The organism is Dyella japonica (assembly GCF_040545895.1).
GTDB lineage: Bacteria > Pseudomonadota > Gammaproteobacteria > Xanthomonadales > Rhodanobacteraceae > Dyella > Dyella japonica_D.
In genome coordinates, this window is sequence record NZ_JBEPMU010000001.1 from 153,357 (window position 1) to 169,336 (window position 15,980).

15 protein-coding genes are annotated in these 15,980 nt (G+C 64.2%); 7 read left to right on the forward strand and 8 right to left on the reverse strand.

Going from position 1 to position 15,980, the window contains the following annotated elements:
- Window positions 1-30 precede the first annotated feature (30 nt).
- Genes ABIC75_RS00725 through ABIC75_RS00735 form a run of 3 tightly spaced genes read right to left on the reverse strand, consistent with a single transcriptional unit; the run spans window position 31 to window position 3,898 of the window.
- A complete protein-coding gene (locus ABIC75_RS00725; RefSeq protein WP_354011943.1) occupies window positions 31-768 on the reverse strand; it encodes a phosphorylase family protein in 738 nt (245 codons plus the stop codon).
- Window positions 765-2,765 carry a squalene--hopene cyclase gene (gene shc / locus ABIC75_RS00730; protein ID WP_354011944.1) on the reverse strand — a complete coding sequence of 667 codons (2,001 nt, stop codon included), beginning with the start codon at window positions 2,763-2,765 and terminating at the stop codon, window positions 765-767. The genes ABIC75_RS00725 and shc overlap by 4 nt, the downstream gene beginning before the upstream one ends.
- Window positions 2,762-3,898 carry a phytoene/squalene synthase family protein gene (locus tag ABIC75_RS00735; protein WP_354011945.1) on the reverse strand — a complete coding sequence of 379 codons (1,137 nt, stop codon included), beginning with the start codon at window positions 3,896-3,898 and terminating at the stop codon, window positions 2,762-2,764. Before ABIC75_RS00735 ends, shc begins: the two co-directional genes overlap by 4 nt.
- A 328-nt stretch (window positions 3,899-4,226) precedes the next feature.
- Here ABIC75_RS00735 and hpnA point away from each other — a divergent pair, with 328 nt between their 5' ends.
- Window positions 4,227-5,204: a hopanoid-associated sugar epimerase gene (gene hpnA / locus ABIC75_RS00740; RefSeq protein ID WP_354011946.1), complete on the forward strand. Its 978-nt coding sequence runs from the start codon at window positions 4,227-4,229 to the stop codon at window positions 5,202-5,204.
- Here hpnA and ABIC75_RS00745 read toward each other — a convergent pair.
- The 5 genes from ABIC75_RS00745 to hpnI all read right to left on the reverse strand — a co-directional run bounded on the left by ABIC75_RS00745 (window position 5,201) and on the right by hpnI (window position 10,653).
- Entirely contained in the window at window positions 5,201-6,091 is an 891-nt protein-coding gene (locus tag ABIC75_RS00745) for a ferritin-like domain-containing protein (RefSeq protein ID WP_354011947.1), read from the reverse strand. The two genes, hpnA and ABIC75_RS00745, sit on opposite strands and share 4 nt — an antisense overlap.
- Window positions 6,092-6,108: 17 nt before the next feature.
- Window positions 6,109-7,143 (reverse strand): lysylphosphatidylglycerol synthase domain-containing protein, encoded by a 1,035-nt coding sequence (locus tag ABIC75_RS00750; protein ID WP_354011948.1) that lies wholly within the window; start codon window positions 7,141-7,143, stop codon window positions 6,109-6,111.
- Window positions 7,140-7,976 carry a hopanoid biosynthesis-associated protein HpnK gene (hpnK, locus tag ABIC75_RS00755; protein WP_354011949.1) on the reverse strand — a complete coding sequence of 279 codons (837 nt, stop codon included), beginning with the start codon at window positions 7,974-7,976 and terminating at the stop codon, window positions 7,140-7,142. The genes ABIC75_RS00750 and hpnK overlap by 4 nt, the downstream gene beginning before the upstream one ends.
- Before the next feature lie 22 nt (window positions 7,977-7,998).
- A complete protein-coding gene (hpnJ, locus tag ABIC75_RS00760) occupies window positions 7,999-9,426 on the reverse strand; it encodes a hopanoid biosynthesis associated radical SAM protein HpnJ (protein ID WP_354011950.1) in 1,428 nt (475 codons plus the stop codon).
- A 63-nt stretch (window positions 9,427-9,489) separates the two neighbouring features.
- Complete coding sequence (gene hpnI / locus ABIC75_RS00765; RefSeq protein ID WP_354011951.1) at window positions 9,490-10,653, reverse strand: bacteriohopanetetrol glucosamine biosynthesis glycosyltransferase HpnI; 1,164 nt, start codon at window positions 10,651-10,653, stop codon at window positions 9,490-9,492.
- Window positions 10,654-10,698: 45 nt separating this feature from the next.
- On the opposite strand from hpnI, the gene ABIC75_RS00770 reads away from it, so the two are divergent.
- The 6 genes from ABIC75_RS00770 (at window position 10,699) to imuA (ending at window position 15,970) form a co-directional block, all read left to right on the forward strand.
- Window positions 10,699-11,253 (forward strand): DUF2147 domain-containing protein, encoded by a 555-nt coding sequence (locus ABIC75_RS00770; RefSeq protein ID WP_354011952.1) that lies wholly within the window; start codon window positions 10,699-10,701, stop codon window positions 11,251-11,253.
- Window positions 11,254-11,423: 170 nt separating this feature from the next.
- On the forward strand, window positions 11,424-12,032 hold the full coding sequence (gene idi, locus ABIC75_RS00775) for an isopentenyl-diphosphate Delta-isomerase (RefSeq protein WP_354011953.1): 609 nt from the start codon (window positions 11,424-11,426) through the stop codon (window positions 12,030-12,032).
- 120 nt (window positions 12,033-12,152) lie between these two features.
- On the forward strand, window positions 12,153-13,295 hold the full coding sequence (gene hpnH / locus ABIC75_RS00780) for an adenosyl-hopene transferase HpnH (protein ID WP_354011954.1): 1,143 nt from the start codon (window positions 12,153-12,155) through the stop codon (window positions 13,293-13,295).
- A gap of 245 nt (window positions 13,296-13,540) precedes the next feature.
- Entirely contained in the window at window positions 13,541-14,647 is a 1,107-nt protein-coding gene (locus ABIC75_RS00785; protein ID WP_354011955.1) for a glycosyltransferase, read from the forward strand.
- A gap of 112 nt (window positions 14,648-14,759) precedes the next feature.
- Complete coding sequence (locus tag ABIC75_RS00790; protein ID WP_354011956.1) at window positions 14,760-15,329, forward strand: LexA family protein; 570 nt, start codon at window positions 14,760-14,762, stop codon at window positions 15,327-15,329.
- A 17-nt stretch (window positions 15,330-15,346) separates the two neighbouring features.
- The gene (imuA, locus tag ABIC75_RS00795; RefSeq protein WP_354011957.1) at window positions 15,347-15,970 is read left to right on the forward strand and encodes a translesion DNA synthesis-associated protein ImuA; all 624 of its coding nucleotides are present in this window, start codon (window positions 15,347-15,349) and stop codon (window positions 15,968-15,970) included.
- Window positions 15,971-15,980 lie beyond the last annotated feature (10 nt).

Below are 15,980 nucleotides of genomic sequence, written 5' to 3' on the forward strand. Positions count from 1 at the left end.
GGCCTGACATCCGAAAACAAGGGTTAGAGATTAGCAGGGCTGCAATGCTTCGCGCCCCAGTTCGATGCCTGCCACGCCGGCCGCCGCACGCAAGGCGCGCGTGGCCTTGTTCATGCGCATGGCCAGTCCGGGCAGGTGCGTCAGCAAGCCTGGATGCCGCAGCAGGGTGACGAGCAGGCGCCCGGCAAACGGACGTCCCCAGGCGTCGATGCTAGCCTGCAATGCGATGGGTACGTTGTCCTCGCGTTCGTCGACGATGGCGCGCAGCACGATGAACGGTATGCGGTACTCGCTGGCCACCGCGGCAATGGCCGCGCTTTCCATGTCGACGGCGAGTGCCTGATGGCGTTCGCGCATTGCGCCTTTTTCGGCCACGCTGAGCAATGGCGCGGGAAGGCTCAGCAAGGTGCCGTCGTCCACGCGCGGCAGATGCGTCGTGGCCAGGCGGCGGATGAGTGCGCCACGCCACGAGGCATCGGGCTGGTAGTCATGGCTGCGTTCGTCGAGCACGCAGGACGGACAGAACAGCGTTCCGCTGCGCAGTCCCGGTGCCAACCCGCCCGCCACGCCAAACGACACCAGCGCCGTGGCGCCTGCCTCGATGAGTGCGAGCGCGCCTTGTCGCGCCGCGTCCTGGCCCATGCCCGACAGCCACAACGCACCGCCCTGGCCGAGCGGCAACGCGGTGCGCACGCGCAGCGAGCGGCGCGTCAATGCCCGCGCTTCCGATGCAAGCGCGGTCACGATGCCCACGGCGCCCGGCGTCACGGCGTCGGTCGCGAGTTCGCAAGCAGTTGGCGATAACGGCTGAGTGCCCATAGCGGAAAGTATGCGGTGTAGCCGTGGTATTTGAGGAAGAAGACGCGGGGAAATCCCGGTGCGTTGAAGCTGGGGTGATACCAGAGATCGGCCTCGGGCTCGCCGGCGGATTGCTGATGATCGAGCAGCCAACGCACGCCGCGATGCGCGGCGTCGCACGCGTGCTCGCCCGCGGCAAACAGGCCGAGCAGCGCCCACGCCGTGCTGTGCGGCGTGCTCACGCCATCGTTGGTACCGCGCAGCGCGGGGTCGAAATAGGTGTCGTTGGTTTCGCCCCAGCCGCCGTCGTCGTGTTGTTTCGCGATCAGCCAGTCGACCGATTCGCGTATCCACGGCTGCTGCATGTCCTGGCCTGCGAGCGCGAGGCCCGCAAGCACCGACCACGTACCGTAGATGTAATTCGTGCCCCAGCGGCCCCAGTACGAGCCATCCGGCAGGCGCGTGCTGCGCAGGTAGGCAAGGCAGCGTTCGATGACGACCTTGTCTTGCGGCCGGTTCAGTATGCCAAGGAAGGCGAGCACGCGACCCGACACGTCTTCCGTGGGCGGATCGAGCATCGCGCCGTGATCGGCGAAGGGAATCTCGTTGATGTGATAGTGCGTGTTGTTGCGGTCGAACGCGGCGAAGCCGCCGTTGGCCGATTGCATGCCGACCAGCCAGTCCGCGGCGCGCTCGATGCGATCGCGATACATGCCTTCGCGCGGCGTGCCGCTAACCGCAACGTGGAGCAGCGCGGCAACGACGGCGGTGTCGTCGAGATCGGGGTAGTACGCATTGGCGTACTGGAAAGCCCAGCCGCCCGGCGGCAGGTCCGGCGCCTGCACCGCCCAGTCGCCCTTGCGTTCGAGTTCCTGCAGCGGTGCCAGCCATGCCATCGCCCGCGTCACGGCGGCTTGCGTGGCGTCATCGGGTGATGCGCGCAGCAGCGCTATCGCGGCCCAGCCCGTGTCCCACACCGGCGACACGCAGGGCTGGCAATACGCCGTGCCATCGTCACGATGCACGATCAGCTTCTGCAGCGACTTCAGGCAGGTGGCGCGGGCAGGGTGATCCTTGGCGTAGCCGAGCAGGTCCATCGCCTCCAGTGCATTCACCATTGGCGGAAAGATGGCGCCGAGGCCGTCTTCGCCGTTGAGCCGCGGCAGGAACCATTGCTCCGCTTTCTGGATGGCCTTGCGCCGCAGCGACGAAGGTATCAGCGGATCGCAGGCGCGGCCCACTTTGTCCAGCACCAGGAACAGCTTGCTCACGAACGTGGTGGTGGCGAAGTAATGCTTTTCTTCATCCGGCGGTGTCACGAACAATTCGGCGATGCCGACGGCGCGCGGGTTCTTCGCCTTCGCCTTCATCGTGCAGAGGATGAACAGCGGCACCATCGTACTGCGCGCCCAGTACGACACCTTGTCGAGATGGAACGGCGCCCAGCGGGGGAACAACATGATTTCCACCGGCACGTACGGCGCGGCCCGCCACGGCACCTGGCCGAACATGGCGAGCAGGATGCGCGTGAACACGTTGCTTTTCGCCGCGCCGCCCCTGGCCAGGATGGCCTCGCGCGCGCGACGCATGTGTGGCGCATCGGGCGAATCGCCGGCCGCCTTCAGCGCGTAATACGCCTTCACCGTGCAGGACAGGTCAAGCGCGCCGTCGTGGTACAGCGGCCAGCCGCCATGCGTGTCCAGGCGTTGCTTGAGGCGGATGTAACGCGCCAGCTTTTCCTGCAGCACATCGTCGATCTCGTCGATGAAGTGCATCATCAAAATGTATTCGGACGAGATCGTGCAGTCCGTTTCAAATTCGAAGCACCAGTGGCCATCCGGTCGCTGCCGTTGCATCAACGCCTGGCGCGCACGGTCGATGGCCCGGTCGATGCGACTGGCATCGTTGGGTGGTTGATGCGTGGAGGGCGGGGCGGAATCGACGACGGTGGCTAAGGAATCCGTCATAGCGAGCGCGCGTTTTTCAACGGCGATGACCTCCGCCACGGCCACGCCGACCGCGCCTGCGGAACATCCCACTCCGGTGCCAGCGGTGTGAGCGGCAGCTTGCGTGCCGCCGCGCCGAACAGGAAGCGCACGGCCGGATCGTACTTGTCAGTGAGGCGCGTCAGGCCGATGGTCTGTGCCACGGCTGCGCGGGACACCTTCACCTGCGTGCCGGATGAGAAGTCGAGCCTGTCCTGCAGATTGCGCAGCGTGAGCACGGCCAGGCCGATGCTCCACAGGCAGAAGCGGCGGAAACCCGCATGGCGGGCAGGGACGATCAGCGTGTATTCCACCGCGCGGCACAGGTGCGAATGCGCAATGCCGATGAGTTCGATCATCGCGTCGGCGTAATGCGCATCCTGCTGGCCGGCGCTGAGATCCCTCAGTTCCACGCCGTAGCGCGCGAACACATCGTGCGGCAGCCAGCAGACGCCGTGGCTGCGGTCTTCCCACTGGTCCTTGAGGATGTTGGTCATCTGCAGGCCCTGGCCAAACGAAATGGCCAGGCGCATGAGATTTCGCGTTTGCGGTATCAGTTCGGGTTCGAAATCGATCAGCAGCTTGGTGAGCATTTCGCCGACCACGCCGGCCACGTGATAGCAGTAGCGATCCATGTCGCCTTGCGTATCCAGCCCTTGCAGGCCGACCACGCGCTGGAAATCGTGCATGCCCTGCGACATCACGCGCAGGCACTCGACGATGGCTTCATGCTGCGTGGGGTTGAACGTCTCGGTGATTTCCAGCACCAGCGGCAGGCGGAACATCAGGTCGCGTTCGCTTTCCGAGGTGGCGTCGGAAAGCCGCGGCGCGATGTGCGCGGCAAACTCGCGCGCATCGATGCGTCCGGTCACGGCATCGACGAACGCAGTTTCGTAGCGCCCTTTTTCTTCCGCGCTGAAGGCGGGCTCGTCCTCGATGGTGTCCGCAATGCGACACAGCAGGTACGCATTGGCGACGACGTCGCGCAATGCCGGCGGCAATTGCGGAATCGTCAGGGCAAACGTTCGTGACACCTTCGGAAGAATGGCTTCCTGGTAAGCGCTGGCGTTGTTGGGGGCAATCGCAGCAGCGTGTTTTGCATCGAACATTGGCATGCCTCGGCCTTCTTAGTATTCACATACAGAGAAACCAGCGCCTCGGCATGGTATCACCCTGTCCGTGAGAGACGCAGCCATAACACCAAAGCGAATGTCTTCGATTCGTAGAGACGCGATGGAATGCCATGAAAGCTCGGGGAAAGCAGAATTCGACCCACAGGCACTGGTGCGCCCTGCGGCGGAACGGCTACGGTGAGCGCGTGCGCCACCGCGCGTGTCGTTCGACCATAATGAAACTCAACTCATTCCCCGGGTTCAGGAACGACAACCTTATGTGTCCAGGGTCCACGCTGGCGATGGTGGGGCATACCTTGGTATTGCCCCCGTGAAATCACTGGTTACCGGCGCGACAGGGTTCGTGGGGTCTGCCGTGGTGCGGCGCCTGCTGCGCGAGGATCATCACGTGCGCGTGCTGGCGCGCGCCGGTTCCGATCGACGCAACCTGCAAGGTCTGGACGTGGAGGTGGTGCAGGGCGACCTCACCGACGCCGCCTCGCTGGCAAGGATTTGCGAGGGTTGCGATGCGGTGTTCCACGTGGCCGCCGATTACCGCCTCTGGGCGCCGCGGCCGCAGGAGTTGTATCAGACCAACGTCGAAGGCACGCGCGCCCTGCTCGAAGCCGCGCGCCGCGCAGGCGTGCCGCGCGTGGTCTACACGAGCAGCGTGGCGACATTGGGCATTCCGAAAGATGGTACGCCCGGCACGGAGACGACACCGGTGTCGTTGCGCGACATGGTCGGTCACTACAAGCGCTCCAAGTTCCTCGCCGAAGAAGTGGTTGCCGGTTATGCGGCGCAAGGGTTGCCGGTGGTGATCGTGAATCCGTCGACGCCGATCGGACCGCGCGATATCAAACCCACGCCCACCGGTCGCGTGGTGCGCGATGCGATGACCGGCCGCATGCCGGCCTATGTCGACACGGGACTCAACGTGGTGCACGTGGACGATGTGGCCGACGGGCACTGGCTGGCGTTCAAGCAAGGCGCGGTGGGCGAGCGCTATATCCTGGGCGGCGCCGACGTGAGCCTGCGCGAACTCCTGTTCGAGATTGCCGACATCGTGGGCCGCCCGCCGCCGCGCTGGCGATTGCCGCATGCGGCGGTGATGCCTGTGGCCTATGTGGCGGAAGGATGGGCGCGGCTCAGCGGCAAACCGCCCATCGCCACGGTGGAAGAGGTGCGTATGTCACGCAAGCGCATGTTCTTCAGCAGTGCCAAGGCGGAGCGTGAACTCGGTTATGCCGCGGGCCCTGTACGGCTTGCGCTGGAAGATGCAGTGGCCTGGTTCAGCCTGCATCGCTAGCGCATGAAGCGGCGCGCCAGGCGTGCCATGCGCGGCACGAAGGTGGGGCGCAGCAGGCGTTCGTCGTAGCCGCCCATGCGGAAGCTGTCCTGGGCCAGGCACAGGTCCAGCAGCTCGCTGATCTTCAGGTCCAGGCCAATCTGCTGATGGCCGGTGATGGTGAAGTTGGCGTCCTGCATCTCGCCGTTGTTGTCCAGGCCCTTGGCGATGCCGATGCGTTCCCAGATGAGGAACAGCCACACGCGCATCACCTTGAGCTCGAACGCCGGTCGTCGCCACCACGGCAATTGGCGTCGATACCAGGCCACCCAGTTGGCGAAGAACAGGATGTGGCGCGCTTCTTCCTGCATCACCGGCTCGAACGTCTCGACCAGTTCTGCCGGGAAATATCCCGTGCGCTTGGCCGACTCGAACAAGCCGAAGGCAAAGAAGCTGTCGATGCACTCGCTGTAGCCGGTGACCAGCCAGCCCCATTCGGGATCTTTCGGCACTTCGTATTCGGGCTCCGGCGCCAGCGGGATGCCGTACGCCTCGACCATCTTGCTGAGCACCACCTTGTGGCGAGCTTCCTCGTCGCCGTCCATGGTGAGTGCTTCGCGCAGCAGCGGATCGGCGATGGTGTTGGTGTACGTGGCCACGCGCAGCTTGGCCTTGCCCTCGGTCTGCACGGCGATGTCCCAGATCGGCAGCGAGGTGATGCGATGCAGTGTGTCGGCATCCAGCGCCGGCCATTCGATCACGGCCGGCTTGTATGGGTTGTGCGTGTCCAGGATCATCCGGCAGAACAGCCGTTTGTGGGCGTCCGAGCCGATCCTGATGCGTCCCGGTTCGCCGCCATCCCAGTGGCGCATGGTGTGGTCGGCAGCGGCTACGGCGTCATGGGACACAAGCTCACCTCGTTCGATTACGACAACTTCCGGTCCGGTGCCTCGGTCAGCGCCGGTTTGCGGCGCGACAGCCAGCGACGGTGCAGGCGATGCGCTTCCGCCCATTGCCACGACAACAGTGCCGGCACGCCAAAGCCTACCTCGCGGGCGCGCTTCACCAGCGACAGCGCGATGGCCGCATCGGCGGGCAGGCCGATGATATTGCCGAACAGCACCAGGCCGCCTTCCTGCACGCCCAGGCCCGCAGGCACGAAGAAGATGATATGCCTCACTGCCTGCGTGGTGGCCTCGATGGCAATCGCATCCCACACGGAAATGGGATAACCCAGCAACTGCAGCGCCAGCCAGCTTTCGAAGCTGCCCACCACGAAACCCGCCACCTGCCACGCGCACGCCACGGTGAGGCGTGCGGGTTTGCCGTACAGCTTGCGCACTTCGTCGTCGAGGCGGGCACCGTCGAGCAGCTCGGTGAATCGAGAGGGCCCACCCAGCAACTTTTCCGCAAAGGACTCAAGCCGGGAAAACACCTGCCCGTGACGGAACAACCAGGCCAGCCCGATCGGCAATGGCAACGTGGCGATCACCGCCCAGATCACCGAGTTGAGCGTGCCGATGTGCCCGGCCATGCCGATCAGCAACAACAGGCCCAGTGCCACGAAGATGTACTGGCTGACCAGGGTCAGCAGCACTTCCATGATGACGCTCGCTGCTGCGGGCGCGCCTTCGACACCGCGCCATTTGACCAGGCGGATGCCGACGATTTCGCCGCCGACGTTGGCCACGGGAAGCAGTCGATTGCACGCCTCGCGCACCGTGGCCACCCAAAACAGAAACGGCGTGCCGGCTCGGCGCTGCGGATCGCTGGGCGCCAGCAGCGCGCGCCATCCCATCACGTCCAGCAGCAGGGGCAGCGCATGGAACGGCAGCAGCCACAGCAACGCCCAGCCGGCATGATCGAAGGCACCGCTGATGGCCGACCAATTCTGGTGAGTGACCAGGATGATCGCGGCAATCAGGCCAAGCAGGCCGGCGAGATAAACGAAATATTTCATGTCGCCGCCGGATCGCCAAAGCCATGACAAAGCTGGCAGTGCTGGGCCACGGCTAGCTTCACGCGCGGCGACAGCAGTGCGGCCAGTTCGTCGGCGTGGCGATAGTTCGCCATCCCGGGCGTGAGTTCGCCGTGGGTGGCTGGATGCAGGTACAGCTCACTCAACCCATCAGGCAGGTGTTCCACCACGTCGAGCAACACCTGTTCGTCCATGGCGCCCGTGCCCTGGATGCCGAAGACGTGGTCGTTCGATCGCACGCCCGCGCGGCGCAGGCGGCGGCGCATCAGCGCAAGCCAGGGTTTCAGCCACGGGCCGGAGCCAGGTTCGGAAGGCCAGCGTACGGCCTGAAGGCCGTAGTCGCGCCCGATGGAAAGAATCAAGGAAAGCACCGTCGGATGAAGATGGAAATGTTTATGGGCGTTGACGTGATCGAGCGGCAAACCGGTGGCGGCGAACGCTCCGAATTGCGCCCGGATCTCCGCGCCCAACTGCTTGCGCACATGGGGCAGGAAGAAGAATCGAAACCCGTCGCGCACCATATCGTCGCCGAAGCGGCCGCGCGCGTCGACCAAATCGGGTATGCGTGAGGGCGGCAGCGCGGACAGTCCGTCGGCAAGCACCAGATGCAGTCCCACGGCGAGGCCGGGCATGCGTTTGGCACGCGCCACCGCGTCGGCCACGGCGGGCGCCGTGACCATCAGGCTGGCCGCGCGCAGCACGCCTTCGCGGAAACCTCGTTCCACCGCCTGGTTCACGGCCGGGTGCAGGCCGAAATCGTCGGCCGTCACGATCAGGCGCGGGCGCGTGGAGGCGGAGGCGGGTGACGCAGTCATCGGTGACGCATGGGCTGCGTGGTCACGCCTCGTGCGCGCGCAGGAAGCGGAAGAATTCCACGCCTTCGCGCAAGCGTCGCTTGGTCATCTCCCAGCTGCCGGCCATTTCCTTCACGATCTCCCAGATCTTCGACGGCCGGAAATAGAAGCTGCGGTAGAAGGTTTCCACGCCGTGGAAAATTTCTTCCTTGGACAGATGCGGGTAGCTGATCATCGCCAGCTGCACGCCCTTGTCGTTGACCGTGTTGGCCGCCGTGTTGTGTTCCAGCCAGCCATTCTCGATGGCCTGCTTGTACAGCGATGTGCCCGGATACGGCGCGGCCAGCGACACCTGGATGGTGTGCGGATTGATTTCCTTGGCGTAGGCAATGGTGCGCGCGATGGTTTCCTTGGTTTCGCCCGGCAGGCCGAGGATGAAGGTGCCATGCACGGTGATGCCGAGCTTGCGGCAGTTCTCGGTGAAGGTGCGCGCAATATCGGTGCGCAAGCCCTTCTTGATGTTGTGCAGGATCTGGTCGTCGCCGGACTCGTAGCCCACCAGCAGAAGGCGCAGGCCGTTGTCCTTCATGATCTTCAGCGACTCGTACGGCACGTTCGCCTTGGCATTGCAGCTCCACGTCCAGCCCATGGCGTGCAGGCCGCGCGCAATGTCGTGCACGCGCTCCATGTTGGAGCTGTCGGTGAAGGTGTCGTCATCGAACATCAGCTCGCGCACTTCCGGCATGTTCTCCTTGATCCACTTCGCCTCGGCCAGCACGTTGGCGGCCGAGCGCACGCGGTAGCGATGGCCGCCCACGGTCTGCGGCCACAGGCAGAACGTGCATTTGGAGCGACAGCCGCGGCCGGTGTAGATCGACACGTACGGGTGCAGCAGGTAACCGATGAAATACCGGTCGATCTTCAGGTCGCGCTTGTAGATGGGCGACACGAAGGGCAGGTCGTCCATCTGCTCGATGGTGGCGCGCGATGGGTTGTGCTGCACGCTGCCATCGATCAGCTTGTAACTGATGCCGGCGATGTCCTTGAAGGCGCGGCCTTCGGCCACTTCCTTGCAGGTGTAGTCGAATTCTTCGCGGGCGACGAAATCGATTGCGGACGATGCGAGCAATGACGCATCCGGCTCCACCGCCACCTTGGCGCCTACCATGCCGATGAGGATGTCCGCGCGGCGCTGCTTGATGAACTCGGCGAATTTCGCATCCGTGGGAAACGAGGGCGTGCTGGTATGGATGATCACCAGATCGTATTCGGCGGCGATGTCGAGGGTTTCCTCCACCGACAATTCTTCCACCGGCGCATCGAGCACGCGCGATCCCGGCACCAGCGCCGCCGGCTGCGCCAGCCAGGTGGGATACCAGAAACTCTTGATCTCGCGTTTGGCCTGGTAGCGCGAACCCGCGCCGCCGTCGAAACCGTCAAACGAAGGGGCTTGTAGAAAAAGCGTCTTCATGAATTGCCAAGCTCCTGCAGCTGTGTCCGCAATGAGTTGTTCAACACACTAGTCACGTCTTGCTCAAGGATAGCGCGATGGCGCGTGGTCGCGTGCATGCAATGCGTGTCCACGCCATTGAACGCGCCAATGCAGCAGCGCGCCCGCCCATTCCAGCAGCAACAGTGCGTCGCGAAAAGGGGTGAGCCAGAGATCCTGTCCACGGCGGAATCTTGCGGTGCTGCGCCAGGCCGCCAGGTAGCGCCACAGGCGCGCCGTGGCGCCACATAGCGCAGCGATCAGGCAGGGCATGGTGGGCGAAAGCAGCAGCGCAAGCGCCAGCAGTGGCCAGGTGAAGCAGATGAAGCTGAATGCGAATCCGGCGGGCGAGATCGCGCGGATGGTACGCAGCCAACGCAACTCGTGTGACCACAGGGTGACGACATGGCTTTCGGTCACGTCGGTGCCGACCATCACGTCGCTCAGCACGGTGCGCAAACCCTGTTGGCGCGAGCGTTCACCCAGCCAGAAATCGTCGGCCAGCGTGTCTTTCAACGCCTCAAAGCCACCGATGGCGTCGAGCGTGTCGCGTCGCAGGGCGATGGTGGAGCCGAACGCGAAGCGGGAAGACCCGAAGGCATGGGCCAGGCGGGCGGAAGGCGCGAACCAGTCATCGATGAACAGGCAACCCAGGCGCGCAATGATGCCGTTGCGCGCCACGCCGTGATAAAGACAGGTGACGACGCCCACGTGCGGATCGTCCAGCGGGGCCGTGACGCGCGCGAGATAATCCGGCGCCACGCGGATGTCGCTGTCGGCCAGTACGAGCCAGTCGTGCCGTGCATGGGCCATCAGGTTGATGAGGTTGCTGACCTTCAGGTTGGCGCCGTGCACTACCGGGTCGATCACCAGCGCCATGGAAAGGTCGGGAAACTCGCGTTGCAGGTGTTGCACGATCGCAACGGCCGGATCCTCCGGGTCGCGCACGCCGAAAAGAATTTCGTAATGCGCGTACTGTTGCGTGCAGAAGCCCTTCAGGTTCTCGTAGAGGCCGGGCTCGGCGCCATGCAGCGGCTTGAGCACGCTCACCGGCTGGTTTGGCTGATCGTTCACATGCGCTCGCGGATGCTGATTGCGGCGCGCGCAGCGGAACCAGGCCCAAAGGCTCAGGCACGCATAGGCCGTCGCGCACAGCGCCAGCACCAGGCCGATCCATGACAGCAGCGATGAATTGGAGAACGTGGGCATGAGCTCGGTTCGGACGCGATCCACCATTCGTTCCAAAGTTAATGCATGCGCTTTGTGAAGGCCTACTGCGGACGGCTTTGGCGGCGCGGTGCATGGATCGCGTTGCTGTGCCTGTTCTGCGTCACGGCGATCGCGCAGACGCCCTCGGGTGACGGTTCGCCGGCGAGCGCCATCGAGGGCGATTGGCTGGTGGAGAGTCGTGACGCCATTATCCGCATCGAACAGGACGGGGGCGTCTACGTCGGTACCATCGTATGGCAGCTGCACGACACCTATGGCCCCGAGGATGGGCCCGAGCTCAGCGGCAAGATCGTCACGGACCGCCACAATCCCAATCCCGCCTTGCGTTCGCGCCCGCTGACCGGCCTGCGCCTGTTGTGGGGGCTGCGTTACGACGCCGATGCGCGCGCCTGGGTGGATGGCTACGTGTACAACGCCGACAACGGCAAGGAATATCACTGCGAAGTTCACGTGCCGTCGCCGGACACGCTGGTGCTGCGCGGCTATATCGGCATCACGCTGCTCGGTGGAAGCACGAAATGGACGCGCACGCACGAGCCGTTTCCCGCACCCGCAGGCAGTGTCCATGCGACGAATTGATCGGTCTTCATCATCGCGTGAACGTGCAAGGGGCTACTCGACGTCGCTCATCCTTGCTAGCCTGAGTGCGCAATCGTTTGACGGTCGAACGTGCGTCGCGCCATATGTGACGAAGATGTGATGACCGGGCGTGTACCGCCGCCGTCCGCCGGAAGAGAGAGGTTTGAGCCTTGGCTAGCCGCGAGTTGGATGACAACGAAGGAGTCTGGTCGAAGAACGTGGTTTCGTTCCAGGATGAACCCCTGGTGCTGGTCGATGAACACGACCGCGAAACCGGATTTCTCGACAAGGCCTCTGCACACCACGGACAGGGCATTCTGCATCGGGCGTTCTCGTTGTTCGTGTTCAACACGAACGGTGAACTGCTGCTCCAGCAACGCGCCGAAGGCAAGCGCCTGTGGCCGGGATACTGGTCCAACACCTGCTGCAGCCATCCCCGGCGCGGCGAGACGATGGAGACCGCCATTCATCGCCGCCTTGTCGAAGAGCTGGGCATGCAGTGCGAATTCCAGTTCCAGTTCAAGTTCCAGTACCAGGCGCAGTTCGATGCCGAAGGCGCGGAACATGAACTTTGCTGGGTGTATGCGGGTCGCACGGACGCATCGCCGGTCGCCAACATGCTTGAGATCGCCGCGTTGCGCTACATCGCGCCGGACGCACTCGATCGCGAGATCGCCGCGCATCCCGAGCGTTTCACGCCATGGTTCAGGATCGAATGGGATCGATTGCGACGCGAGCATGCGCATGTATTTGCGCCGCCGGCCAGCCTGGCGTCCTGAACGCCACGACGTTGCCAGGTGGCTATACTCGGTTCAGCGATGAGTACGACCGGACTATGGGCGACCGCGCCGTGAGGCGCGACGCAGAACGATCCATCGATCAGCGATGAGGAGATTCCGTTGGGCATTCCTCTTATTCAGCAAACCAAGATCGCGCGTTACATCATCAGCAAGAAAGTCAGCGGGCAGAAGCGCTATCCGCTGGCGATGATGTTGGAGCCGCTGTTCCAGTGCAATCTCGCCTGCGCGGGTTGCGGCAAGATCGATCATCCGAAAGAGACCCTGCAGAAGCGCATGAGCGTGGAAGACGCGCTGCGCGCGGTAGACGAATGCGGCGCGCCGGTGGTGTCGATCCCCGGCGGCGAACCGCTGATCCACAAGGAGATGCCGCAGATCGTGCAGGGCCTCATCGCGCGCGAGAAGTTCATCTACCTGTGCACCAATGCGCTGCTGCTGACCAAGCACATCGACGAGTACACGCCGTCGCCGTATTTCACCTGGTCCGTCCACCTGGATGGCCTGAAGGAACGGCACGATCAATCGGTATGCATGGAAGGCGTGTTCGACAAGGCGGTGGCGGCGATCAAGCTGGCGTTGTCGCGCGGTTTCCGCGTCACTATCAACTGCACGCTGTTCAACAACGAGCAGCCCGAGGAGATTGCCGAGTTCTTCGATTTCGCCATGTCGCTGGGCATCGAGGGCATCACGGTGTCGCCGGGCTACAGCTACCAGCATGCGCCGCGACAGGATGTGTTCCTCGGGCGCACCGAAAGCAAGCAGCTGTTCCGCGACGTGTTCCGCATCGGCAAGCAGCGCAAGAGCAAGTGGGTGTTCAACCAGTCGTCGATGTTCCTGGACTTCATTGCGGGCAACCAGAGTTACCAGTGCACGCCGTGGTCCAATCCCACGTACAACATTTTCGGTTGGCAGCGGCCGTGCTACCTGCTGGTCGACGAAGGCTACGCCAGCTCGTACAAGGAGCTGATGGAGGACACGGCCTGGGAAAAGTACGGCGTCGGCATCAATCCCAAGTGCGACAACTGCATGGCGCATTGCGGCTTTGAAGGCACGGCGGTGGACGATACGTTTGCGCATCCGCTGAAGGCGGCGCGCGTGGCCACGTTCGGGCCGCGCGTCGATGGCGCGATGGCACCGGATCTTCCGGTGATGTACGGCGACCGCAGCGATGCCACGGCCATCCACATTCCCATCAGCGCCATCCAGCGCAGGGGTTCGTCGCCGGGAGCGGATGCCGGGCATTGAGGGGTGGCTGCGGCGGTCCATTCTTATACGCCGCTGTCTCGCCTCCTCACCGTCCATACCCTTCACCGTCATTCCCGCGAAAGCGGGAATCCAGCGTCTTTCAACTGACGGTAAGACCGCAAAGGCACTGGATGACCAGCCTGCGGCTGTTGAAAGGCGCTTCCCGCTTTCGCGGGAATGACGAGGAGTTGAGACGGCCGCGGTGAAGCGGCTTCAAACTTTGGTCTACGAGTGGGTATCAATGCATGTGGCCGTTCGTGCTAACCATCGTTCCCGCCCTCATGTGGCTGGGGCTGCTGCTCGTGCCCTGGCGGCCGTGGAGTACGCGCGAGCATCTTGAAGCCGATCCATCGGCCAGCGTTCGCCTCGACGACATCACTGTATTGATTCCCGCGCGCAACGAAGCCGACGTGATCGGCACGACCTTGCGTGCGTTGCAGGCGCAGGGCGATGGGCTGCAGGTGATCGTGATCGACGATCAATCGAACGACAGCACGGCCAGTGTGGCGAGGTCCTATCCGAATGTCCGTGTGATTTCGGGTGCGCCCTTGCCGGAAGGATGGGCGGGCAAGCTGTGGGCGCTGGAACAGGGCAGGCAGCATGTGCGCACGCCGCTGACCTTGCTACTGGATGCGGATATCGAACTGCGTCCCGGCATGCTGGCCACGTTGCTGCTGCACAAGCAGCGCGAGCAGCGCCAGTTCGTGTCGATCATGGCGGACCTGCGCCGCACGAGTTTCTGGGATCGCCTGTTGCTGCCGGCATTCGTCTATTACTTCAAGCTGCTTTATCCGTTCGCACTTTCCAATGCGCGTTCGAAGCTGGTGGCAGCGGGTGCAGGTGGCTGCATCCTGGTGGATACGGGCATGCTCGAGCGCATCGGCGCCTTCGCCAGCTTGCGCGATGCCTTGATCGACGACTGTGCACTGGCGCGTCAGGTGAAGCGTGCAGGTGGCCGCACCTGGATCGGGCTGAGCCGCGACGTGGTGAGCCGGCGGCCCTATGGCAACTTCGATTCGATCCATCGCATGGTGGCGCGCTCGGCATTCACCCAGCTGGGTTATTCCACCGCGGTGCTGCTGGTGGTGACGGCGCTGTTCCTGCTGGCCTACGGCGCACCCCTGATGCTGCTGGGCACGCCGCATGTGTGGCCGCTGGCGTGGCTGGCCTTGATTGCCATGCTGCTGGGCTACCTGCCCATGCTCAGGTACTACCGCATGCCCCTGTGGTGGGCGCTGCTGCTGCCGCTGGGGGCGGCCCTGTACCTCGGCATGACCTGGAGTTCGGCGCTGCGCTACTGGCGTGGCGTGCGCTCCCAGTGGAAGGGGCGGGTGTACGGCGTGGGCGGCTGAATCGCCTTTTAAATCAATCGTTTGAATTTTCTTTCTGGCAGGCGGTTGAATCTCGGCCCGTGAGAATGCCGTCGTGCTATCTTGATTGCCGTCCCAGTAATCAAGTCGCCCCATGCCTCCTTCCGACCACGGTGGACGCCGCCCGGGAGCCGGTCGTCCCGCCGGCGAACCCAGTCAGCGCATTCGCGTCCCTGAAAGCCAGGTGCCGGGCGTGCTGGCCTACCTGGAGGCCTACCGCAGCCCGGCCGCGCTGGAGGCGCCGCGTCCGCTGTCGCTGGATCCATCGACGGTCGCGCTGACGGCCTTCCTCAGTCGCGTACCGGCCGGCGTGCCTTCGATGGCCGATGCCGACGTGGACGACGTGGTCGATCTCAACGAGCACCTCGTGCTGCCCGGCCATGCGCCGAGCACCTTCATCATTCGCGTGTCGGGCTGGTCGATGATCGGCGCCGGCATTTTCGACGGCGACGAAGTGCTGGTGGATCGCGCGCTTGCGCCGCGCCAGGGCGACATCGTGGTGGCGATGGTCAACAACGAACTGACCATCAAGCGACTGGGCAAGGTGGATGGGCACATTGCGCTGCTGCCGGAAAACGCGCACTTCAAGCCCATCGTGTTCCGCGAAGGCGAGACGCTCAGCGTATGGGGCGTGGTCACGCGCAGCCTGCGCACGTTGCGCTGAATCGGAGCCATGCACGCATGGGTCAAGTCCTTGCCCTCGATTCGCTGCTGCACAGCCGCCAGGTCTGGCAGGGGCGTGCCGCGCCGCAGCCATCGGGCAGCCAGCCGACGGGTTGGCCCACGCTTGATGCCGCGCTGCCCAGCGGTGGCTGGCCCGAGCATGCGATGACGGAGATCCTGCTGCCCACCGATGGCGTGGGCGAGCTGCAATTGCTGTTGCCCACGCTGGCACGCCTCACCCGCGAAGCTCGCCCGGTGATGGTGATTTCACCGCCATACGTGCCTTACGTGGCGGGATGGGAAGCACGCGGCGTGGTGATGTCGCACGTGGATATCGTGCATGCGGACGAACGCGATGTGCTGTGGGCCGTCGAACAATGCCTGCGCTCGGCCAGTTGCGCGGCTGTGCTGGCGTGGCCGGTGCATGCCGATGATCGTGCACTTCGTCGATTGCAGGTGGCTGCCGATACCGGCAAGGCATTGGCCTTCGTGTTCCGCGATCGCCGCCATGCGGTGCAGGCATCACCGGCCGCATTGCGGCTGGAACTGGAAGGCACGCCCACGTGGCAGGTGCGCGTGCGCAAATGCCGTGGCGGTAACCCGCCGGTGCAGGCGGTGCCACTCGCCTCCGGCTGGTCGTGAAGGAGCGCCG